Here is a 22,550-nt window from a genome sequence, read left to right on the forward strand (position 1 = left end):
TAAAGTCTTCGTGTCGACCGGGGAGGGGTGTTCATGTCGGTGCCGCTGTACCAGGCGAAGGCCGAGCTCTTTCGCACCCTCGGGCATCCGGTGCGCATCCGGGTGCTGGAGCTGCTCCAGGACGGCCCGAAACCGGTCCGCGACCTGCTCGCCATGATCGAGGTCGAGGCATCGAATCTCTCCCAGCAGCTCGCCGTGCTGCGGCGGGCCGGAATGGTCACCTCACACCGCGACGGCCCTCTCGTCATGTACGAGCTCAGCACCCCCGACGTCGCCGACCTGCTGGCCGCCGGTCGACGCATCCTCGGCTCGGTCCTGACCGACCGGGACTCCCTCCTCGACGAGTTGCGCGCCACGAGCGGCGACCGGTGAGCGTCGCCATCCGGGCGACCCGTGAGCGGATCCTCGGGCTGCTGCCCGGCCGGGCCGACTGGGCGGCCGTCCACCGTTCACCGCGCCGCGACCTGCTGGCCGGGCTCACCGTGGCGGTGGTGGCGCTGCCACTGGCGTTGGCGTTCGGCGTCACCTCGGGGCTCGGCGCCCAGGCCGGTCTGATCACCGCCGTGATCGCCGGCGCGGTGGCCGCCGTCTTCGGCGGCTCCAACCTCCAGGTCTCCGGGCCGACCGGGGCGATGACCGTGGTGCTGGTGCCGGTGGTGCAGCAGTTCGGAGCCACCGGCGTGCTCATGGTCGGGGCGATGGCCGGCCTGGTGCTGATCGCGCTCGCCGTGGCCCGCCTGGGCCGGTACGTCCGCTACCTGCCCACCCCGGTGCTGGAGGGCTTCACCGCCGGCATCGCCGTGGTCATCGCCCTGCAACAGGTGCCCGCCGCGCTCGGCGTCACCGACGCGCACGGGGAGAAGGTCTGGGCCGTCGCCGCCGACGCGGTAGCCCGTTTCGTCGTACACCCGCGGCCGGCGGCGCTCGCGGTGGCCCTCGCCGTCGCGGCGCTGATGCTGCTGGGCGCCCGGTGGCGGCCCGGCCTGCCATTCTCCCTGCTCGGCGTGGCGGCCGCCACCGTCCTCGTCGAGGTCGCGCCGCTCGACCTGGTCCGGATCGGTGCGCTGCCGCAGGGCCTACCAGCGCCCTCACTCGGCTTCCTCGACCTCGGCGCGCTCGGCGTGCTGCTGCCCAGCGCGCTCGCCGTCGCCGCGCTCGCCGCCCTGGAGAGCCTGCTCTCCGCCACCGTCGCCGACGGCATGACCGTCGGCGAGCGGCACGACCCGGACCGGGAACTCTTCGGTCAGGGGCTGGCCAACCTCGCCGCCCCGCTCTTCGGCGGCATTCCGGCGACCGCCGCCATCGCCCGTACGGCGGTCAACGTCCGCGCCGGGGCGGCCTCGAAGCTGGCGGCCCTCACCCACGCCGTCGCCCTCGCCGCCATCGTGCTGGCCGCCGCGCCGTTGGTCGGCCGGATCCCGCTCGCCGCCCTGGCCGGGGTCCTGCTGGCCACCACGGTCCGCATGGTGGAGGCTGGTTCGTTGTGGGCGCTGGCCCGCGCCACCCGGGGCGACGCGATAGTGCTGGTACTCACCTTCGCCGTCACGGTGATCTGGGACCTCGTCACCGCCGTGGCGGTCGGCGTCGGCGTCGCCGTGGTGCTGGCCCTGCGCGCGGTAGCCCGCAGCGCCCGGCTGGAACAGGTGCCCCTCGACCCCGGTGAACACAGCGACGAGGAGTACGCGCTGCTCACCGAACACATCGTCGCGTACCGGCTGGACGGGCCGCTCTTCTTCGCCGCGGCCCACACCTTCCTGCTCGAACTCTCCGAGGTCGCCGACGTTCGCGTGGTCATCCTCCGGATGTCCCGCGTGACCACCATGGACGCCACCGGCGCGCACGTCCTCGGTGACGCGATCCGACGGCTGCGCGGACGCGGCATCGCCGTCCTGCTCTCCGGCATCACACCCGCCCACGACCAGGTGCTCACCACCCTGGGGGTGGCTGACGAGCTGCGCCGCGAAGGGCTGGTCTTCACCGACACGCCGGCCGCGATCCGGCACGCCCGTGCGGCCGCGCTCTCCGTGGCGATCGGCCCGACCGGCTGATATCGGGGCATCCGGGTCGACGGGATGCCCCGATATCGCCGACGTCGCGTGGTCGCGGCCTGTTGTCTACTCCGGGACGCGGCGGTAGGCGCCGTCGCTGGCCGAGGTGGCCATCGAGGCGTACGCGCGCAGCGCCGCCGACACCGGCCGCTGCCGGTCCACGGGGGTGTACGGCTTGTCGCGCTTCTCCTCGGCCACCCGTCGCGCCTCCAGCTCGTCGGCGGGCACGTTCAGCTCGATGGACCGGCCCGGGATGTCGATGACGATCTCGTCGCCCTCGCGGACCAGGGCGATCAGCCCGCCGGAGGCGGCCTCGGGGGAGGCGTGCCCGATGGAGAGGCCGGACGTGCCGCCGGAGAAGCGGCCGTCGGTGAGCAGCGCGCAGGAGCGGCCCAGCCCGCGACCCTTGAGGAACGAGGTGGGGTAGAGCATCTCCTGCATGCCGGGGCCACCCTTGGGGCCCTCGTAGCGGATCACCACGACGTCGCCGGCGACGACCTCCTTGGCGAGGATCGCGGTCACCGCGTCGTCCTGCGACTCGTAGACCTTCGCCGGGCCGCGGAAGGTCAGACAGTCGTCCGGCACGCCTGCGGTCTTCACGACGCAGCCCTCCGGGGCCAGGTTGCCGTGCAGGATGGCGAGGCCGCCGTCCGCGGAGTACGCGTGCTCGCGGTCGCGGATGCAGCCCTCGGCCGCGTCGGTGTCGAGCGTCGACCAGCGGTTGGTGGTGGAGAAGGGCTCGACGGTGCGGACCCCTCCCGGTGCCGCGTGGAACAGCTCGACAGCCGTCGGCGTCGGCGAGCCGCCGCGCACGTCCCAGTCGGAGAGCCACTGCGCCAGCGACGGGGAGTGCACGGCGTGCACGTTCCGGTTGAGCTGCCCGGCCCGGTCCAGCTCGCCGAGGATCGCCGGGATGCCACCGGCCCGGTGCACGTCCTCCATGTGGTACTTCGGGGAGTTCGGGGCGACCTTGGCCAGGCACGGGACCCGCCGGGAGATGGCGTCGATGTCGGCGACACCGAAGTCCAGCTCCGCCTCGCGGGCGGCGGCCAGCAGGTGCAGCACGGTGTTGGTGGAGCCGCCCATCGCCACGTCCAGGGCGACCGCGTTCTCGAAGGCGGCCTTGGAGGCGACCGTACGGGGGAGCACCGAGTCGTCGTCGCCGTCGTACCACCGCTTGGCGATGTCCACGACGGTGCGGCCGGCCTCGACGAAGAGCGACCGGCGCGCGGCGTGGGTGGCCAGCGTCGAACCGTTGCCGGGCAGGGCGAGCCCGATCGCCTCGGTGAGGCAGTTCATCGAGTTGGCGGTGAACATCCCGGAGCAGGAGCCGCAGGTGGGGCAGGCGGAGCGTTCGATCTCGCCGAGCTGGTCGTCGGTGACCGCCTCGTTCGACGACGCGATCATCGCGTCGATCAGGTCGATCTTGCTGTGCACGACGCCCTCGATCGCCGTCGTCTTGCCGGCCTCCATCGGGCCGCCGGAGACGAAGACGGTCGGGATGTTGAGGCGCAGCGCCGCCAGCAGCATGCCTGGGGTGATCTTGTCGCAGTTCGAGATGCAGACCAGGGCGTCCGCGCAGTGCGCGTTGACCATGTACTCCACCGCGTCGGCGATCAACTCCCGGCTGGGCAGGGAGTAGAGCATGCCGCCGTGGCCCATCGCGATGCCGTCGTCGACAGCGATCGTGTTGAACTCCCGCCCGACGCCGCCGGCCTCGGCCACCGCGTCGGCGACCAGACCGCCCATGTCCTTCAGGTGGACGTGACCCGGCACGAACTGGGTGAAACTGTTCGCGATGGCGACGATCGGCTTTCCGAAATCGTCGTCGGTCATCCCGGTGGCCCGCCAGAGGGCCCGGGCGCCGGCCATCGTCCGACCGTGTGTGGAAGTCCTCGATCGCAGCTCAGGCATGCGTACCAGCATGACACCGCCGCCGCGTCAGGCATCCGGTGTATCCGCCGTGTCCCAACAGATGCACATCCGGTCTCCCACGGCGTGCGCTCATCCGGCACTCTTGATGGCGTGCATCTCCCCCCGGGCATGGTCGCCGTCGCGGCGTTGAGCGGTCTGGTCGCAGCCGCGGCCACCGTGCTGCTGACCATTGTCGCGCGGAGGCGCAGCGGGCCGCGCCGGCCGGCGCACCTGCTGCTCGCGGCCGCCGCCGGGACGTCCCTGGCCAGTCTGTTGGTCGGTCTGGTGGCCGTGCTCTCCACCAACGAGCACTGGGCCCACGAGCAGAGTCAGCGCACCGGCTGGGCCACCGTGGCGGCGATTGGCACGGCGGTGAGCGGGCTGGCCTTCGCGGCCGGGCTGCTCCGGCTGCCGGGGGTCGCGGCCACCGCCGCGGGGACCGCCCGGCTCGCCCTGGACGGTCTGACCATGGCGGCGGCGCTGTGGTTCGTCGGCTGGGTGCTCTTCTCCGAGCCGACCCGGCTGCTCGGCGCCGCCACGCCGATGGCCTGCCCGGCGATCCTGGTGGCGACGGTGAGCGCTGCGCTCGGCGCCGGCCTCGCCGTGATCGTCGTCTTCCGGGCGGCCGCCCCGCGTCAGCGGCTGGCCGTGCTCACGGCCGGGATCAGCGCGGTGAGCTGCGGCGGGCTGGGCCTCAGCGCCGGGCTCTGCCAGGCAGGGCCGACCATGGCGCTCGCCGGCGCCGCGGTGCTGGCGGCCGGCCTGCTGACCACCGCGCTCGCCGTCCACCAGGCCGACCGGCCCGGGCACGTCGAGCTGGACCTGATCGGTCGCGACGGCGAGTACGCCATCGCCCCGATGCTGGCCATGGCGGCCTCGGCGATGTACCACCTCCTGCAGGACGGGCGGTTCACGGCGCCCGCCATCGTCGCCGGCAGTGTCGAGGGCTTCGCCCTGGTGGCCCGGCAGTACCTCACCCTCAAGGACGTCCGGGACTACGCCGGCCGGCTGGCCGAGCGGGAGGCGCACTTCCGCGAGCTGGCGCACACCGACCCGCTGACGTCGCTGGCCAACCGGCGGGGGCTGCTGCGCGCGCTGCACGACGGCGCGGCGGCGGGCACCCCGTGCGTGCTGCTCGGTCTGGATCTGGACGGTTTCAAGAACGTCAACGACATGCGCGGCCACGACGTGGGCGACGCCGTGTTGGCCGAGGTGGGCCGCCGGCTGCGCGGCAACCTGCGCCCGGGTGACGTGGCGGCCCGGCTCGGCGGCGACGAGTTCGCCGTGCTCATGCCGGCCCCGCCCACCGAGGCGGACCGGGTGGCCGAGCGGCTGCTCGGCGTGCTCAACCGGCCGTACGACCAGCCGGAAGGCCCGGTCTTTCTGTCCGTGAGCATCGGCGTGGCCGGGTGGGCCGGCGAACCCGACGTGGAGCTGCTGCTGCGCCACGCCGACCTGGCGCTGCGCTACGCCAAGCAGCGGGGCAAGAACCGGATCGAGCGTTACGACGCCGCGTACGACCAGTTGCTGCGCCGCCGCACCACGCTGGAGCACGAGCTGCGGGGCGCGATCGAGCGCGACGAGCTGCGGTTGGCCTTCCAGCCGGTGGCGTCGCTGCCGTCGGTGCGGCCGGTCGGCGCCGAGGCGCTGTTGCGCTGGCACCACCCCGAGCTGGGCAACATCCGCCCGGACGAGTTCATCCCGCTCGCCGAGGAGTGCGGGATGATCGCCACGCTCGGCGCCTGGGTGCTGCACCAGGCCTGCTACCAGCTCTCCCGTTGGCTGAGCGACGGGCACGACGTCTGGGTCTCGGTGAACGTCTCGCCGCGCGAGCTGCACGCCCCGGAGTACGTGGTCCAGGTCGCCGAGGCCCTGCGCGCCCACCACGTGCCCCCGCAGCGGCTGGTGCTGGAGGTCACCGAGCACGCGGTCGCCACCGACCTGGACGAGCTGATCCGGCGGCTGACCGCGCTGCGGCTGACCGGCGTACGGATCGCGCTGGACGACTTCGGCGCCGGCTACTCGTCCCTGGGGCAGCTGCGCCGGCTGCCGATCGACATCCTGAAGATCGACCACAGCCTGGTGGCCGAGCACGAGCCGGTCCGCCCGGTGGGCCAGGACGGTCCGGCGTTCGCGCCCATGGTCGACATCGTGATGCGGCTGGGCCACCAGTTGGGTCTGGAGGTCATCGCCGAGGGGGTCACCACGCCTACCGAGCTGGCCGCGGTGGTCGCCGCGGGCTGCCGGTTCGGGCAGGGCGCGCTGTTCGGCTGGGGAGTGCCGGCCGAGCACCTGGAGGCGATGCTGGAGGCGGCCACCTCGCCGGGTGCGCGGCCCGCTCCGCTGCCCGCTCCGCGCCGGGTGTCCGGCGGGTCCGGGCAGGTCATGCCGTCTGGTGACGGCGCGGCGTCGGCCGACTCGCCGCCCTCCGTTAACCAACATGTGGGATCAGTTGACTCATCGCGTGAGATGCGTCAGGCTTAGCCGCATGTCGTCGTACCGGTCGCTGCGAGTACTTACCTGAGCGCACTCTCCCTCATCGAGAGTGCGCTGGCCCCGTGCATCTGCACGAGGGCCGTTTTTATTGCCGTCGGAACCTGTCGCGACGGGCCCATGCCCGCCTCGCATCGCTGAACAAGCCCCAGCCACTCCAGCCGAAGGCCAGAACCGCCATGACGAGACCCACGCCCGAGACCCTCGCCCACACCGCCCGGCGGGCCCGCGCGACCGCCGACCCGGCCGGCACCGTCGACCCCGCCGCCGCGCGCGCCGCGGCCACCCCGGCTGTCCCGGCCGTACGGACAGCCGCGCCGGCCCAGGTCTCCGGCGCCGGCTCGCTGGTGCGGTCCCTGGAGGCGCTCGGCGTCGACGTCGTCTTCGGCATCCCGGGCGGCGCGATCCTGCCGGCGTACGACCCGCTCTACGACTCCACCGTCCGGCACATCCTGGTCCGCCACGAGCAGGGCGCCGGGCACGCGGCGACCGGGTACGCGCAGGCCACCGGCAAGGTCGGCGTCTGCATGGCCACCTCCGGCCCGGGCGCGACCAACCTGGTCACGCCGATCGCCGACGCGTACATGGACTCGGTGGCGATGGTGGCGATCACCGGTCAGGTGGCCCGCCCGTCGATCGGCACCGACGCCTTCCAGGAGGCGGACATCCAGGGCATCACGCTGCCGATCACGAAGCACAACTTCCTCGTGCAGACCGCCGAGGAGATCCCGCAGGTGCTGGCCGAGGCGTTCCACCTGGCCAGCACGGGCCGGCCCGGCCCGGTGCTTGTCGACATCCCCAAGGACGTGCTCCAGGCGTCGACCACCTTCTCCTGGCCGCCCACCCTGGACCTGCCCGGCTACCGGCCCACGCTGCACCCGCACGGCAAGCAGATCCGGGAGGCGGCGCGGCTGATGGCCGCGGCCCGGCGGCCGGTGCTCTACGTCGGCGGCGGGGTGCTCAAGGCCGGTGCCACCGACGGGCTGCGCCGGCTGGCCGAGCTGACCGGCATCCCGGTCGTCACCACGCTGATGGCGCTCGGCGCGTTCCCCGACTCGCATCAGCAGCACCTGGGGATGCCCGGCATGCACGGCACGGTCGCCGCGGTCTATGGCCTGCAGAAGGCGGATCTGATCGTCGCGCTGGGCGCACGCTTCGACGACCGGGTCACCGGCAAGCTGGACTCGTTCGCCCCGGACGCGGCGGTCGTGCACGCGGACATCGACCCCGCCGAGATCGGCAAGAACCGGCACGTGGACGTGCCGATCGTCGGTGACGCCAAGCACGTCATCGACGAGCTGATCGCCGCGGTTACCGCCGAGCGGTCGGCGGGGCACACGGCCGACCTCGGTGACTGGTGGACGCAGCTGGACGACCTGCGCAACCGTTACCCGCTGGGCTACGACGAGCCGGTCGACGGGACCCTGTCCCCGCAGTACGTGATCAAGCGGCTGGGCGAGATCGTCGGCCCGGACGCGATCTTCGTGGCCGGGGTGGGCCAGCACCAGATGTGGGCGTCGCAGTTCATCTCCTACGAGAAGCCGTACACCTGGTTGAATTCCGGCGGCCTCGGCACGATGGGCTACGCGGTTCCGGCGGCGATGGGCGCCAAGGTCGGCAAGCCGGACACGGTGGTCTGGGCGGTGGACGGGGACGGCTGCTTCCAGATGACCAACCAGGAGTTGGCCACCTGCGCGTTGGAGGGCATCCCGGTCAAGATCGCCGTCATCAACAACGGCAATCTCGGCATGGTCCGCCAGTGGCAGACGCTCTTCTACAACGAGCGCTACTCCAACACCGAGCTCGGCACCCACAAGCACCGCATCCCGGACTTCGTCAAGCTCGCCGAGGCCCTGGGCTGCGTCGGGCTGCGGTGCGAGAGCGCGGCTGACGTGGACAAGACCATCGCCGCCGCGATGGAGATCAACGACGCGCCGGTGGTGATCGACTTCGTGGTCGGCAAGGACGCGATGGTCTGGCCGATGGTCGCCGCCGGCACCAGCAACGACGAGATCATGTTCGCCCGTGGCGTCCGCCCGGTCTTCGACGAGGATGACATCTGACCATGAGTGAGCGAAGCGAACGAATCATCAAGCTCAGTGCTGCGCATGGCCATGCCATGACCGAGCGAAGCGAGGCCATGGCATGACGATGCACACGCTGTCCGTGCTGGTGGAGAACAAGCCCGGCGTACTCGCCCGGGTCTCCGGCCTGTTCTCCCGGCGCGGGTTCAACATCGACAGCCTCGCCGTCGGCGAGACCGAGAACCCGGACGTCTCCCGGATCACCATCGTGGTCAACGCGGAGTCGTCCCCGTTGGAGCAGGTCACCAAGCAGCTGAACAAGCTGGTCAACGTACTCAAGATCGTTGAGCTGGATCCGCAGGTCTCGGTTGCCCGCGAGCTGCTGCTGGTGAAGGTCCGTGCCGACCGGTCCGCGCGGTCGCAGGTGCTGGAGACCGTCAACCTGTTCCGCGCCCGGGTGGTCGACGTCGCACCGGACACCCTGACCATCGAGGCAACCGGCACACCGGACAAGCTCGACGCGCTGCTGCGCGACCTCGAGTCCTTCGGCATCAAGGAAATGGTCCAGTCCGGGCTGGTGGCCATCGGGCGCGGCTCGCGTTCGATCACCGCCGGCCCCGCGCTGCGCGCCGCCTGACCCATCCGCACAGACCACGACGGGCACTCAGGCCGTCGTACGAAAGGGAAGTTCTCATGAGCGTTGAGGTGTACTACGACGACGATGCCGACCTCGGCCTGATCCAGGCCAAGAAGGTCGCGGTGATCGGCTACGGCAGCCAGGGGCACGCCCACGCGCTGTCGCTGCGCGACTCCGGCGTCGACGTGGTGATCGGTCTGCCGGAGGGCTCGAAGAGCCGCCCGAAGGCCGAGGAGCAGGGCCTGCGGGTGCTCACGCCGGCAGAGGCCTCGGCCGAGGCGGACGTGATCATGGTGCTCGCGCCGGACACCGCCCAGCGCAAGATCTACGCCGAGTCGATCGAGCCGCACCTGGCTCCGGGCAAGGCGATCTTCTTCGGCCACGGCTTCAACATCCGGTACGGCCTGATCAAGCCGCCGGCCGAGGTGGACGTGGCGATGGTCGCGCCCAAGGGCCCCGGCCACCTGGTCCGCCGCCAGTACAGCGACGGAAAGGGCGTGCCCTGTCTCGTCGCCGTCGAGCAGGACGCCAGCGGCAACGCGCTCGCCCTCGCCCTCGCGTACGCCAAGGGGATCGGCGGCACCCGGGCCGGCGCGATCAGGACCACCTTCACCGAGGAGACCGAGACCGACCTCTTCGGCGAGCAGGCGGTGCTCTGCGGCGGCGCCTCGGCGCTGGTGCAGACCGGTTTCGAGGTGCTCACCGAGGCGGGTTACGCCCCGGAGGTCGCCTACTTCGAGTGCCTGCACGAGCTGAAGCTGATCGTCGACCTCATGTACGAGGGCGGCATCGCGAAGATGCGTTACAGCATCTCCGACACCGCCGAGTACGGCGACCTGTCCCGGGGCTCGCGCATCATCGACTCCCGGGTCAAGGACGAGATGCGCAAGATCCTGGGTGAGATCCAGTCCGGCGAGTTCGCTCGCGAGTGGGTCGCCGAGGACGAGGCCGGCCGGCCGAACTTCACCAAGTGGCAGGCCGAGGGTGCGGCGCACCCGATCGAGGAGACCGGCCGGAAGCTGCGCGGCATGATGAGCTGGGTCGACCGCCCGATCACCGAGACCGCCTGACACGTTCCACACCAGCACGGTCCACCGGCGGCCGGCGGTCCAGCGCTCTCCCCGGCGCGGGTCGTCGGCCGTTGGCCGTAGCACCTAGCGCCAGCGGCTTTCCATCGCCTCGGCCTCAGCGGCTGTCCAGGCGGCCTGTTCGTGCTGGCCGAGGCCCTCGAAGACGCTGGCCTGGGTGCGCAGCGCAACGACGACCCGGTGGTGGAGAAGGCGGTATCGATCGGGATCGTGTTCGGCCAGCCAACGGTAGTGCCCGACCGCCTCCTTGACCGCCGCCACGGCCGCCTCCGGCTCGCCGAGCCCTGCGTGGCACTTCGCCAGCACGAACAACAGTCCGCCGAGGATCGGCCGGGCCCGCAGTGGCCGCAAACGGGTCACGAAGGTCAGCTCCTCGCGGACGTCCGCCGCCAGCGCCAGGGTTTCGGCCCACCGTCCCTGGGCGGCGAGGGAATCAGCCAGCCCTCCCACCGCCTCGAAGTGGGCCTGCCAGTAGTTCCGTCTTGTCCAGCCGGAGAGCCGCCGAAAGATTTCGACCGCCCCCTCTCGGGCGATCAATGCCTCAGCTGGCGAGTCGAGCACGGCCCGGCAGTATGCGACCACGGTGAGGGACCGAGCCAGAGCAACCTGCTCATGGATGTTGAGCGGCGCGCAGCGTAACCACGTCTCCCGGGCCCGTTCGGCGAGCGACAACGCGTCCCGGGGTTCGTCGTGGCAGAGTTGGGCGGCCACCATCAGCTGCGCCGCCGCTAGGACGACGAGGCCGTCCCGGTTGGTCGCGTTCTCGACGTACCCGATCGCCTCCCGGCCCTGCGCGATTGCGGATCCGACGGTGCGATCGTCGGGAACCGAACCCTGCGCGACGAGCGCCCGCGCGAGCCCCACCTCGTGCCGGCCCGGCCGGTCCTGGACCAGCCGCCGGTAGAGCGCGACCGCCTCGTCCGCGGCGGCGGTGCGCCGGGGCACGAAGCTGCGTCGAATTTTCACCTGGTGGGACCGGGTGACCAACGCCTCGGCCAGCCTCGGACCGAACCGCGCGAGATCGACGCGGGTCAGCTGTCGGAGCAGCGTGATGCGCACGGCGAGCGACAAGGGCGGCTCCTCCCGCAGGGCTGTGCCTCCGGTTGTAGCGGGCGCGGGCAACCGTGTCGGTCCGGTGAACGGGTGATGTCCATCGCTCGGCCGCGCGTGTGAGGGCACTCACCCCGAAGACCGGAACACGCCGGCCAGCGTGGCCCCTACGATCGCGGGTAGGTGCGCTGAGCCGGCACCTGACGGCCACGGCACGGATCAGCGCGGGGCGCAGTGCGGCGCCCCGCCGCCCGGGCCGATCGCAAACACGACCTCTACGAGGACCGATGAATCCTGTCGTACTGATCGCCGAAGAACTCGCCCCCGCCGCCATCGAGGTGCTCGCTCACGACTTCGACGTCCGTCACGTCGACGGCACCGACCGTCCGGCCCTGCTCTCGGCGCTCTCCGAGGCCGACGCCGTCATCGTGCGCAGCGCGACCCAGATCGACGCCGAGGCGGTCGCCGCCGCGCCGCGACTCAAGGTGGTCGCCCGGGCCGGCGTCGGGCTGGACAACGTCGAGGTGCCGGCCGCCACCGCACGGGGCGTCATGGTCGTCAACGCGCCCACCTCCAACATCGTCTCCGCCGCCGAGCAGGCCGTCGCACTGCTGCTCGCCGTGGCCCGCAACACCGCGAGCGCCAGCTCAGCGCTCAAGGCGGGGGAGTGGAAGCGGTCGAAGTACACAGGTGTCGAGGTGCAGGGCAAGACCGTCGGCGTGGTCGGGCTCGGTCGTATCGGGGTGCTCTTCGCGCAGCGTATCGCCGCCTTCGGCACCCGGCTGATCGCGTACGACCCGTACATCCAGCCGGCCCGTGCGGCGCAGCTCGGCGTCCGCCTCGTCGGGTTGGACGAGCTGCTTCGCGAGAGCGACTTCATCTCCATCCACCTGCCGAAGACCCCCGAGACGGTGGGCCTGATCGGTGAGAAGGAGCTGGCGATCGTCAAGCCCGGCGTCCGCATCGTGAACGCCGCCCGCGGTGGCCTGGTGGACGAGCAGGCGCTCGCCAACGCCATCGCCGAGGGTCGGGTCGCCGGCGCCGGCGTCGACGTGTACTCCAAGGAGCCGTGCACCTCCTCGCCGCTGTTCGCCTTCGACAACGTGGTGGCCACCCCGCACCTGGGCGCCTCGACGCACGAGGCGCAGGACAAGGCGGGCCTCGCGGTGGCCAAGAGCGTGAAGCTGGCGCTGCAGGGCGAGTTCGTCCCCGACGCGGTGAACGTCCAGGCCGGCGGCGTGGTCGCCGAGGACGTCCGCCCGCTGCTCCCGCTGGCCGAGAAGCTGGGCCGCGCGTTCACCGCCGTCGCCGGTGGGGTCGCCGCAAGCGTCGCCGTGGAGGTGCGCGGCGAGATCGTGGGCCACGACGTGTCGGTGCTCAAGCTCGCCGCGACGAAGGGCCTGTTCAGCTCCGTCGTCGAGGAGCAGGTCACCTACGTCAACGCCCCGCACCTGGCCGCCGAGCGCGGCGTCGAGGTCACGCTGGAGAGCCTGGCCGAGACGGCCGACCAGCCCACCCTCGTGACGGTGCGCGGCGCTCTGCCGGACGGCCGGACGGTCAGCGTCTCCGGCACGGTCACCCACTCCGGCGCCCGCGACGTCCCCCGGCTGACCGAGGTGGACGGTTTCGACGTGGAGATCGCCGCGGAGGGCATCCTGCTCTTCCTGCGCTACGCCGACCGGCCGGGCGTCGTCGGCACCGTCGGCACCCTGCTCGGCGAGTCGGGCATCAACATCGCCGCGATGCAGGTGGCCCGGCGTGAGGCGGGCGGCGAGACCCTGATGACGCTCACCGTCGACCAGGCGCTCGGCGCGGACCTGCTCACCTCGGCGGCCGACTCGATCGGCGCGACCGCCGCCAGCGCGGCGGACCTGCGCGACGAGTAGTCGGCGGTCACGCCACCGGCCGCGCACGATCGGCCGCGACGGCACAGACGGCAGCACCACGGGGGGGCCCGGCGACGCGCCGGGCCCCTCTGTCGTACCCCCGGGTGCGGGGGATGCCCAGCCCTCGGGGTGTCACGCGGCCGGGATGCCCGGCCCACCCCGCCTCGGGTCAGTGGGGCAGCCGGGCCGGGGGCGGGTAGACCGAGCCGTCCTGCGGGTCGAAGAGCATCAACCCGTGCTCCCCGGCCAGTCGCTCGATGTCCAGCAGCACCTGGTCCGCGCAGGTCGGGTGCAGGTTCAGCTCGACGTGGTCGTGGGCGGCGTGCAGCGGCGCCACGGCCCACGGGCTGTCCGGGCCGGGGTGTCGGTCCGGATAGGACGCCGTGATCGCCCGGTAGAAGCCGACAACGCGCGGGTCCGGGTAACGGTCCACGTGCCGCCCCTGCCGGCAACCGTCGACAGCTGCCCGCACGTCCTCGGGCGTCGCCCCGTCCTCCAGGGCCCACACACTCAGATCGAAACTCACGGCGGACAGCGTGCCATCCGTCGTTCACCATGTCGAAACTGCCTCGCCGCAGGCCAATCGCCGACCCGCCACGCACCGGTCGGGAGAGTCCGCTGTGGAGACTCTTGCGTCGAGTTGCGTCGATTCGCTAGCGTACGACTGCGGTTACTGGCCGCAGGTCGCGGCGCCGGCCCGTCTTCGGGTGGCGCGGCCGACGTCCGGCCCGACCGGTCCGCACCCCTCGATTGTGCGAGCCACGCGCACTCGTCGCTGACCGGCCCCCACAGCCGTTGCCGAGGCCGTGGGGGCCGATCGCAGCGGCCCGACCGGCCGACCGCGCGGGCGGCCGAGGTGCGAATCGGGCCGGGGTTCAGCGCCGGTGGGCGAAGAGCGCGCGATAGTCGGAGCCGCCCCGGAACCACGCCAGGCCGGTGGGCCCGGCGGCGTACAGCGCGGTGGCGTACGCGTCGGCGACCGTCAGGTCCGGGCCGACGACAGTCGCGGCGACGAGCTGGTTGGCCGGCTCGCCGGTGTGCGGGTCGACCACGTGCCCCTGGCGCCCGGTCACTCCCGAGGTGCCGACGGCCCCGGCGGTCATCTCCAGCACCAGCGGTGCGCGCTCGGGTGCCGTCGGGTGGTGCACCGCCACCCGCCACGGTCCGCCGTGCGGCGCCCGGCCGCGGACCACCAGGTCGGCGCCGGTGAGTACTGCGTAGTCGTGGATGCCCGCGGCGCGCAGCCGGGCGGCGGCACGTTCCACTGCCCAGCCGCCCAGCAGGCCGCCCGGGTCGAAGCCGCCGGGCACCGCCCAGGCGTCGAACCAGCCGTCGGTGGCGGCCCGCATGGCCGTGCAGCGGTCCACCAGGTCGGCCAGCGGCGGGTACGACTCCGGGGTGATCTCCCCCCGCCGCAGCATGGAGACCAGGCTCTCCGGGCGGTTCGGGCCGTAGGTCAGGTCGATGGCGCGCAACTCCGCGACGCTGTCCCGCAGCGCCTCGCCGACGCCTCGACGGCCGAGCCGGGCGGGAGCGTTGAGCAGCAGGGTGTATTCGGCGGTGGCGGTGCGTACGGTGTGCTGCACGGCGATCCGGCCATCGGTGGCGGCGGTCGGGTCGATCCGGTGTCGGCGACTGCCGAGTCGCAGGTCCGGCCGGCGATTCCGGAACGTCGAAGGATCCGGCCAGCGGGTCCGCGGCTGCTCGTCGATGCGCATGGCGCCTGCCCCCTCCCAGTTGACGTCGCGTCGTCACGACCACCGTTCGCGGGCCCCCTGACCCGCTGCCCCCACCGTAGGCAGCGCAGATGATCGCCCCATGAGTCCCAGCTGAGAGGGTGCTGTGTATCCGCCGGTCCCAGATATTGGAAGGATCGTACCGGGTTGCGGGACACCGACGTACCGTTGCCGGGACAGGGCAGTCGAGCGTGGGGAGTACGGGCGTGGCGCGGATCGCGGTGGTGGCCGGGGACGGCATCGGGCCCGAGGTGGTCGCGCAGGCTCGGAAGGTCCTCGACGCGGTGCTCCCCGGCGTGCAGGCCACCGAGTACGACCTCGGCGCCGCCCGCTGGCATCGTACCGGTGAGGTGCTGCCCGACTCGGTGCTGACCGAGCTGGCCGGGCACGACGCGATCCTGCTCGGCGCGGTGGGTGACCCCACGGTTCCGCCTGGTGTCCTGGAACGCGGCCTGCTGCTCAAGCTCCGGTTCGCCTTCGACCAGTACGTCAACCTGCGCCCGTCGCGGCTCTGGCCCGGCGTCGCCGGTCCGCTGGGCAACGTGAAGCCCGGCGAGGTCGACCTGGTGGTGGTGCGCGAGGGCACCGAGGGGCTCTACGCCGGCGCCGGCGGCACCCTGCACCGCGACACGCCCGCCGAGGTCGCCACCGAGGAGAGCCTCAACACCCGACACGGCGTGGAGCGGGTCATCCGTGACGCGTTCGCCCGTGCCGACCGCCGGGAGCGGCGCAAGGTCACCCTGGTGCACAAGACCAACGTGCTGACCCACGCCGGGTCGCTGTGGGCGCGGGCCTTCGAGGCGGTCGCCGCCGAGCACCCGGACGTCACGACGGAGTACCAGCACGTCGACGCGGCCGCGATGTTCCTGGTGACCCAGCCGCAGCGCTACGACGTGGTGGTCACCGACAACCTGTTCGGCGACATCCTCACCGACATCGCCGCCGCGGTCACCGGCGGGATCGGGCTGGCCGCCAGCGGGTGCATCAACCCCGAGGGCGCGTACCCCTCGATGTTCGAGCCGGTGCACGGCTCCGCGCCGGACATCGCCGGGCAGGGCGTCGCCGACCCGGTGGCCGCGGTGCTGTCGGTCGCGTTGCTGCTGGAGCAGCTCGGGCACGCCGAGGCGGCGACGCGGGTCAACGCGGCGGTCGCCGCCGAGCTGGCCGGCCGCACTCCGGGGGCGGCACTGCGCACCGCCGAGGTCGGCGACCGGCTCGCCACCCACGCCGTAGCCTGACCGCCGCGACCCGCCAGGGTCAGCGGCGGTATCCGCCTGTCCGGGCAGTCCACCCGGTCCCGAGCGGCCCTACCTTCTGAACGACCGTTCGGGGTAAGTTTCTGGCACAACCATGTCGGTGTGCGATCCCGCATGCCGTTGTTCCCCAGGGAGGTCAGCGCTATGAGCGGTGGTGACAAGCTCGACTTCGAGATCCGTCCGAATCCCGCGCCGGTATCCGCCGCCGACCGGGCCGCCCTGCTGGCCAACCCGGGGTTCGGCCGCGTCTTCACCGACCACATGGTCACCGTGCGGTACGCCGACGGCAAGGGCTGGTACGACGCCCGGGTGGAGGCGCGTGGCCCGATCCCGATGGACCCGGCCAGCGCGGTGCTGCACTACGCGCAGGAGATCTTCGAGGGGTTGAAGGCGTACCGGACCGCCGACGGCGGCGTGACGATGTTCCGGCCGGACGCCAACGCGGCCCGGTTCGTCGAGTCGGCGCAGCGGATGGCGATGCCGGAGCTGCCGCCCGAGGTGTTCGTCGACTCGCTGCACAAGCTGATCGAGATCGACCGGGAGTGGATCCCCACCGGCGAGGACGGCAGCCTCTACCTGCGGCCGTTCATGTTCGCCAGCGAGGTCTTCCTCGGCGTCCGCCCGGCCAACGAATACCTGTACATGGTGATCGCCTCGCCGGTGGGGGCGTACTTCACCGGTGGCGTCAAGCCGGTCACGGTCTGGGTCTCCCCGGATTACACCCGCGCGGCGCCCGGAGGCACTGGCGCGGCCAAGTGTGGCGGCAACTACGCCACGTCGCTGGCGGCCCAGGCGGAGGCCATCGAGGCCGGCTGCGATCAGGTGGTCTTCCTCGACGCGGTGGAGCGCCGTTTCGTCGAGGAACTGGGCGGCATGAACGTCTTCTTCGTCTACGACGACGACTCGGTGGTCACCCCGCCGCTGAACGGCACGATCCTTCCCGGCATCACCCGGGAGGCGATCATGACGCTGGCCGGCAAGGCCGGGCACTCTGTCGAGGAGCGGCCGGTCTCGTTCGCCGACTGGCAGGCCGACGCGGCCAGCGGCCGGCTGCGCGAGGTCTTCGCCTGCGGCACCGCCGCGGTGATCACCCCGATCGGTCAGGTGAAGTTCCCCGACGGTGAGTTCCTGATCGGTGGCGGCGAGCCCGGCCGGGTCAGCATGTCGCTGCGGCAGCAGCTGGTCGACATCCAGCGCGGCAAGGCCGCCGACCCGCACGGCTGGGTGCGCAAGGTCCTCTGACGTCCGGCGCTGACCGGCCCGTGCGAACGGGCCGGTCAGCGCGGCGGGTCAGATCTCGTCGAGCAGGTGGTCGCGCAGGGCCGCGAGCTGCTCGTCGGTCACCCCGGCGTGGCGCAGGTACGCCTCGATCGAGCCGTGGCCCGCGCGCAGCTCGTCCAGGAACATCTGCATGGCCTCGGCGGGCGAGGCCAGGAACGGCGCGGGCACCGCCGCCGCGTTCGGCATGGTCTCGGCCAACCAGGCGCTGAACCGGGCCGACGCCTCCGTGCTCAGCGCGTAGTCGGCGGTGATGTCGGCGTCGTCGACGCCCAGGGCGGCGAGGGTGAGGGCGCAGACGATGCCGGTGCGGTCCTTGCCGGCCACGCAGTGCACCACGACCGGGGCGTTCGCGGAATCGGCGATCAGTCCGATCGCCTCGGCCAGCCCCGCGGTGCCGGTCTGGGCCAGGTCGGCGTACCGGTCGGCGAGGTAGCGGGCCAGGTCGGTGCCCTTCTCGTGCGGTGTACCCGACCAGTCCTCGTGCTCCGGGTGGATGTTGCGGTAGGTCAGCCCCTGGTACGCGGGCACCCGACCGTCGCGCTCCACCTCGGTGGGGCGGCGCAGGTCGATGACGGTGCGGATGCCGATCGCGGCGAACGCGTCCCGGTCCTGCTCGTCGAGGCGGTGCAGGGAGTCGGAGCGGTAGAGGCGGCCTCGGCGCACGGTGCGGCCGTCGTGGCTGAGGTAGCCGCCGACGTCGCGGAAGTTGAAGGTGGCGGGCAGCGGGATGTGTCGTTTGTCCTCGGTGGCGTCCACGTTCACACGGTAACGGCCGGTGGGCTCGCGTCCCACCGGCCGTTGAGCCCGATCGTTCAGCGTGCGGTGCCCGGCGGGAGAGCGCCGTACGTCTCGTCGTAGTAACCGCCCAGCTGGTCCCGGTACGTCGGGTCGCTGTGGCTGGTCTCGTCGTACTCCGGGGCGGCCTTGATCTGGTCCCGGGTGCGATCCACGGAGACGGTGCGCTGGTCGTGGTCGACCTGGTTGACGGTGCCGGCGGGCAGCATCACCTTCTTGCCGAAGATCCACGGCCCGGTGTCCACGACCAGGTAGCTGCCGCCGACCTCGTGACTGGCGCTGTCGATCTTGCCGACTCCGCCGTCGGTGGCCTCGACCTTGTAGCCGACCAGGTCGGCGTCGGCCACTCCGGCCGCGTCCCGGTAGCGCCAGGGGTCGAAGGTGCCGGTCGGTGCGCCGCCCGCGACGGCGCCCTGGTCACCGCCGTGCAGCGGGTCGGGCCCGGCGTGGGCGGCGTGCGGGTCGATCCTGTCCATGCCGTTAACTCCTGACTGTCGCCGATCGTCTCGGCGTCGCTGGGTGCGTCCCCGCAGGAGCTACCCGGCGGCGGGGTCCCGGAAACGGCGACCGGCAGGCGTGCGGGGTGTCAGGCCAGAGCTGCCCGGGTGTCGTCTTCCGGCGGGTCAGGCGTGGCGACACCGGCCGTGCCGTCCCGAGATGTGGATAGTTTCTCCCACGAACGGGGGCGAGTGGCAGAGTAGCGAGCGTGACCAGCACCGCCCTGATTATTGCGACCTAGCGCGCCGGCTCTCCCTCCGCCGAGCGCGCAGACCTCCCGCATCCGCGGGGGGTCTTTTTGTTGCTCCGAGAAAGGATCCTGATGACGTTCCAGGTCTTCGACACGACATTGCGCGACGGCGCCCAGCGCGAGGGGCTCACCTACTCGGTGGTCGACAAGCTGGCGGTGGCCCGACTGCTCGACGAGTTCGGTGTCGGCTTCATCGAGGGCGGTTGGCCGGGCGCGGTGCCCAAGGACACCGAGTTCTTCCGCCGGGCCCGCACCGAACTGGACCTGCGGCACGCCGTCCTGGTCGCGTTCGGCGCCACCCGCAAGGCCGGTGTGGCGGTCGCCGACGACCCCCAGGTGCGCGCCCTGCTGGACGCGCAGACCCCGGCCGTCGCGCTGGTCGCCAAGGCCGACATCCGCCACGTCGAGCGTGCGCTGCGCACCACCGGCGCGGAGAACCTGGCGATGATCCACGACACCGTCAGCCACCTTGTCCGCGAGGGCCGCCGGGTGTTCGTCGACGGCGAGCACTTCTTCGACGGCTACCGCCACGCCCCGGCGTACGGCGCGTCAGTGGTGCAGACCGCGCTCGCCGCGGGCGCCGAGCGGATGGTCCTCTGCGACACCAACGGCGGCATGCTGCCGTCCCAGGTGACCGCCGCGATCGTCGACCTGACCAACCGGCTCGGCGTCGACCCGGCGCTGTTCGGCATCCACGCGCAGAATGACACCGCCTGCGCCGTGGCCAACACGATCGCGGCCGTCGAGGCCGGCGTCCGTCACGTGCAGGGCACCGCCAACGGGTACGGCGAGCGCCCCGGCAACGCCGACATCTTCGCTGTCGTCGCCAACCTCCAGCTCAAGCTCGGCATGCCCGTCCTACCGGAGGGCTGCCTGGCGCAGATGGTGCGGGTCTCGCACGCCATCGCCGAGATCGCCAACATCGCCCCCGACACCCACCAGGCGTACGCCGGGGCCGCCGCCTTCGCCCACAAGGCCGGGCTGCACGCGAGCGCGATCAAGGTCGACCCGTTGCTCTACAACCACGTGGACCCGTCGGTGGTGGGCAACGACATGCGGATCCTGGTGACCGAGATGGCCGGTCGGGCCAGCGTCGAGCTCAAGAGCCGTGAGCTCGGCCTGGACCTGACCGACCGTCCGGAGGCGCTGACCCGGGTCACCAAGCGGGTCAAGGAGTTGGAGGCCGACGGTTGGTCCTTCGAGGCGGCGGACGCCTCCTTCGAGCTGCTGGTCCGCTCCGAGCTGCCCGAGGGCGGCCCGGCCCGGCCGTTCACCCTGGAGTCGTACCGGGTGTTGGTCGAGCACCGCGAGGACGGCGCGGTCGTCTCCGAGGCGACCGTGAAGATCCGGGTACGCGGCGAGCGGGTGATCGCCACCGCGGAGGGCAACGGCCCGGTCAACGCCCTCGACGAGGCGCTGCGGGTGGGGCTGGCGCGGCACTATCCGCGGCTGCGCGAGTTCGAGCTGGCCGACTACAAGGTGCGCATCCTGGAGGGCAGCCACGGTACCGGCGCCGTCACCCGGGTGCTCCTGGAGACGGCCGACGACACCGGCCGCGACTGGACGACTGTGGGCGTGCACCCCAACGTGGTCGAGGCCAGCTGGCACGCCCTGGTCGACGCCCTCACCTACGGCCTCGCCCCCGCCTCCGCCTCGTCGCCAACCCCCTGACCCTTCGCGATCTTGCACTTTGTGTCGCCGGTTCGCGGCTTGTGCCCCGGATGTCGGGGCAGTAAGTGCAAGATCGCGGGGAGTCAGGCCGCGGGCAGGCGGAGGGTGGCCAGGACGGGGCGGTGGTCGCTGCCGGGCAGGTTGAACACGGCCAACTCGTCGGCGGCGATGCGGCGGTCGAGGAGCACGTGGTCGATCGTGACCGGGGGGATGAGATCACCGTCGTACGGCCCCCACGTGCCGGTCAGACCCTTGCCGGTGGCGTCCGCGGCGTCGACGTAACCGGTGCGCAGCAGCGCGCGCAGCGGCCCGTGGTCCAGGGTGGAATTGAAGTCCCCGGCGAGGATCCGCAGGCCACCGTCGGGGGTGGCCGGTGGCTGGGCGACCAGGTCGGCACGCCAGGCGTCGACCTGGTCCAGCGCGTACGGCGCCGAGGGGTGCGCCGACTCGACCCGGACCGGGGGCCCGCCGGGGACGGCGAGCGTGCCGTACGCCTGGGTGAACCCCCAGCCACCACGGTTGTGGCGGATGCCGCCCTCGCTGATCGGCCACCGCGAGTAGAGCGCGGAACCGGGCGTGCCCACCTGCGCGTTGAGCTGCCGGTACGGCAGCAGCCGGTCGAGGCCGACGCGGTCCAGGCCGGCCTGCGCCTCAGGTGTGAACTCCTGCACGGTGAGCACGTCGACCCGGTGCTGCCGGACCAGCTCGACGAGTGCCCCCGGGTCGGCGGCCCCGACGAGCAGGTTGGCCGTGAGCAGCCGGATCGTCGGGCCGGTCGCCGCCGGCTGTGGGGCGGCCAGCGCCCGGGGGGCTACCACGCCGACAAGTGCCACCGCGGCCAGGGCCGCGACCGCCGCCGGCCACCAGCGCCGCAGGGCGACGGTGAGGCCGAGGGCCAGCACGCTGAACGCGGCGACGTACGGGGTGAAGGCGAGCGCCTGCACCAGTGGCCCCCGGTCCAGCCCCGCCAGTCGTACGGCGGCCCAGGCGGCAGTGGGCCCGACCGCCACCCAGCAGAGCGCCGTGCCGATCGACGCCCGGCGGCGGGTCGGCGTGGGCGCAGTGTCGACGATCATGGCGGTCAGCGTAGCGGTGGCGGGTCCCCGCCATTTTTGTGAATGGTTGACACGTTCATCTTTCGCAATTATCTGACGGCTGCACGACAGGCCGATAATGCGAGATCAACTATTGACCTCCCGCTTTTTGCGGTGCTACGTTCCATCTGGTTAAACGACGCAACGCTGAGTAGTAACAGCAGCTCAGGCCGGATGCAGATCAACGAGAAATCAGCTTTCCCGACTGCGGGCGAGCGAGCTTCAACCGGTTCTCGTGTCGTCGTCGATCTCATTATTGGCAGTCATCCGTCCCGCCCCGCGGGTCGGCCGAATTCGCACGGTCACACAAGGGGGACCTGTCATGAGAACATTCTTCCGACGTAAGGCGGCGGCGGTCACGCTCGCTGTCCTGGCGCTCACCCTGGCTGGTGGGGGGATCGCCGTCGCCCAGCCGTCGGCGAAGACGCCGCAGGCGTCCGTCCAGCCGGCGGCGCGCGGCACCAACGCCCAACCACCGGTCACGGCCGAGTCGGCCCGCAAGGCCAAGGCCGCGCTGAAGGCCAACACCACGCTCGTCGCCTCCACCACAATCGTCGTCGTCAACTCCAACGGCACCAAGGCGCGCGGCACCGGCACGGTCATCAAGTACGGCACCGGGCAGTACGAGGTGCAGTTCGGCCAGGTCGTCACGGCTGGTGTCTTCGTGGCCACCGTCGGTCGCGCCGACGCCTGCTGCATTCCGCCGGCCGGCGAGATCTCGGTGGCGCCCCGGCTCAGCACGCCGAACGCGGTCTTCGTGCAGACCCGCAACTCGGCGGGCACCCCGACCGACCTGGGCTTCCACCTGGTCGTCCACCTGCCCTGACCG

Annotated in this window: 18 protein-coding genes; 11 read left to right on the forward strand and 7 right to left on the reverse strand. The window is 72.0% G+C overall.

Annotation, left to right across the window (positions count from 1 at the left end):
- The first annotated feature begins 33 nt into the window (after window positions 1-33).
- Entirely contained in the window at window positions 34-372 is a 339-nt protein-coding gene (locus AB0B97_RS15885) for a metalloregulator ArsR/SmtB family transcription factor (protein WP_357494178.1), read from the forward strand.
- Complete coding sequence (locus AB0B97_RS15890) at window positions 369-2,048, forward strand: SulP family inorganic anion transporter (RefSeq protein WP_357494180.1); 1,680 nt, start codon at window positions 369-371, stop codon at window positions 2,046-2,048. The genes AB0B97_RS15885 and AB0B97_RS15890 overlap by 4 nt, the downstream gene beginning before the upstream one ends.
- 66 nt (window positions 2,049-2,114) lie before the next feature.
- Here AB0B97_RS15890 and ilvD read toward each other — a convergent pair whose 3' ends face one another.
- Window positions 2,115-3,962 (reverse strand): dihydroxy-acid dehydratase, encoded by a 1,848-nt coding sequence (ilvD, locus tag AB0B97_RS15895; protein WP_234581299.1) that lies wholly within the window; start codon window positions 3,960-3,962, stop codon window positions 2,115-2,117.
- Window positions 3,963-4,073: 111 nt separating this feature from the next.
- Here ilvD and AB0B97_RS15900 point away from each other — a divergent pair, with 111 nt between their 5' ends.
- The 4 genes from AB0B97_RS15900 (at window position 4,074) to ilvC (ending at window position 10,186) form a co-directional block, all read left to right on the forward strand.
- Window positions 4,074-6,446 carry an EAL domain-containing protein gene (locus tag AB0B97_RS15900; protein WP_357494182.1) on the forward strand — a complete coding sequence of 791 codons (2,373 nt, stop codon included), beginning with the start codon at window positions 4,074-4,076 and terminating at the stop codon, window positions 6,444-6,446.
- 188 nt (window positions 6,447-6,634) lie between these two features.
- Entirely contained in the window at window positions 6,635-8,518 is a 1,884-nt protein-coding gene (locus AB0B97_RS15905) for an acetolactate synthase large subunit (RefSeq protein WP_357494184.1), read from the forward strand.
- Between the two features lie 82 nt (window positions 8,519-8,600).
- Window positions 8,601-9,116, forward strand: coding sequence for an acetolactate synthase small subunit (gene ilvN / locus AB0B97_RS15910; protein WP_124815780.1), 516 nt, complete (start codon window positions 8,601-8,603; stop codon window positions 9,114-9,116).
- Between the two features lie 56 nt (window positions 9,117-9,172).
- Window positions 9,173-10,186 carry a ketol-acid reductoisomerase gene (ilvC, locus tag AB0B97_RS15915; RefSeq protein ID WP_234581295.1) on the forward strand — a complete coding sequence of 338 codons (1,014 nt, stop codon included), beginning with the start codon at window positions 9,173-9,175 and terminating at the stop codon, window positions 10,184-10,186.
- Between the two features lie 84 nt (window positions 10,187-10,270).
- Here the strand turns inward: ilvC and AB0B97_RS15920 are convergent, their stop codons facing one another.
- Window positions 10,271-11,275 carry a hypothetical protein gene (locus tag AB0B97_RS15920; RefSeq protein WP_357494187.1) on the reverse strand — a complete coding sequence of 335 codons (1,005 nt, stop codon included), beginning with the start codon at window positions 11,273-11,275 and terminating at the stop codon, window positions 10,271-10,273.
- 266 nt (window positions 11,276-11,541) lie between these two features.
- On the opposite strand from AB0B97_RS15920, the gene serA reads away from it, so the two are divergent.
- Window positions 11,542-13,140 carry a phosphoglycerate dehydrogenase gene (gene serA / locus AB0B97_RS15925; RefSeq protein ID WP_357494189.1) on the forward strand — a complete coding sequence of 533 codons (1,599 nt, stop codon included), beginning with the start codon at window positions 11,542-11,544 and terminating at the stop codon, window positions 13,138-13,140.
- Between the two features lie 169 nt (window positions 13,141-13,309).
- On the opposite strand, the gene AB0B97_RS15930 is transcribed toward serA, so the two are convergent.
- Together AB0B97_RS15930 and AB0B97_RS15935 are read right to left on the reverse strand one after the other, a co-directional pair.
- Window positions 13,310-13,666 carry a hypothetical protein gene (locus AB0B97_RS15930; RefSeq protein ID WP_234581292.1) on the reverse strand — a complete coding sequence of 119 codons (357 nt, stop codon included), beginning with the start codon at window positions 13,664-13,666 and terminating at the stop codon, window positions 13,310-13,312.
- A gap of 349 nt (window positions 13,667-14,015) precedes the next feature.
- Complete coding sequence (locus AB0B97_RS15935) at window positions 14,016-14,858, reverse strand: FAD:protein FMN transferase (RefSeq protein ID WP_357494191.1); 843 nt, start codon at window positions 14,856-14,858, stop codon at window positions 14,016-14,018.
- Window positions 14,859-15,082: 224 nt separating this feature from the next.
- Here AB0B97_RS15935 and AB0B97_RS15940 point away from each other — a divergent pair, with 224 nt between their 5' ends.
- Both AB0B97_RS15940 and AB0B97_RS15945 read left to right on the forward strand, forming a co-directional pair.
- On the forward strand, window positions 15,083-16,114 hold the full coding sequence (locus AB0B97_RS15940; RefSeq protein ID WP_234581289.1) for a 3-isopropylmalate dehydrogenase: 1,032 nt from the start codon (window positions 15,083-15,085) through the stop codon (window positions 16,112-16,114).
- A gap of 162 nt (window positions 16,115-16,276) precedes the next feature.
- Complete coding sequence (locus tag AB0B97_RS15945) at window positions 16,277-17,374, forward strand: branched-chain amino acid aminotransferase (protein WP_357494193.1); 1,098 nt, start codon at window positions 16,277-16,279, stop codon at window positions 17,372-17,374.
- Window positions 17,375-17,422: 48 nt separating this feature from the next.
- On the opposite strand, the gene AB0B97_RS15950 is transcribed toward AB0B97_RS15945, so the two are convergent.
- Together AB0B97_RS15950 and AB0B97_RS15955 are read right to left on the reverse strand one after the other, a co-directional pair.
- Complete coding sequence (locus AB0B97_RS15950; RefSeq protein WP_357494195.1) at window positions 17,423-18,169, reverse strand: tyrosine-protein phosphatase; 747 nt, start codon at window positions 18,167-18,169, stop codon at window positions 17,423-17,425.
- 56 nt (window positions 18,170-18,225) lie between these two features.
- Entirely contained in the window at window positions 18,226-18,684 is a 459-nt protein-coding gene (locus AB0B97_RS15955; protein WP_234581286.1) for a PRC-barrel domain containing protein, read from the reverse strand.
- Window positions 18,685-19,028: 344 nt separating this feature from the next.
- Here AB0B97_RS15955 and cimA point away from each other — a divergent pair, with 344 nt between their 5' ends.
- Window positions 19,029-20,627, forward strand: a complete 1,599-nt coding sequence (gene cimA, locus AB0B97_RS15960) for a citramalate synthase (protein ID WP_357494198.1) — start codon at window positions 19,029-19,031, stop codon at window positions 20,625-20,627.
- 83 nt (window positions 20,628-20,710) lie between these two features.
- On the opposite strand, the gene AB0B97_RS15965 is transcribed toward cimA, so the two are convergent.
- Window positions 20,711-21,703: an endonuclease/exonuclease/phosphatase family protein gene (locus AB0B97_RS15965; RefSeq protein ID WP_357494200.1), complete on the reverse strand. Its 993-nt coding sequence runs from the start codon at window positions 21,701-21,703 to the stop codon at window positions 20,711-20,713.
- Between the two features lie 340 nt (window positions 21,704-22,043).
- Between AB0B97_RS15965 and AB0B97_RS15970 the strand changes: the two genes are divergently transcribed.
- Entirely contained in the window at window positions 22,044-22,547 is a 504-nt protein-coding gene (locus AB0B97_RS15970) for a hypothetical protein (RefSeq protein ID WP_357494203.1), read from the forward strand.
- The last annotated feature ends 3 nt before the right edge of the window (window positions 22,548-22,550 follow it).

The sequence above is a fragment of the Micromonospora sp. NPDC049004 genome, assembly GCF_040649315.1.
GTDB lineage: Bacteria > Actinomycetota > Actinomycetes > Mycobacteriales > Micromonosporaceae > Micromonospora.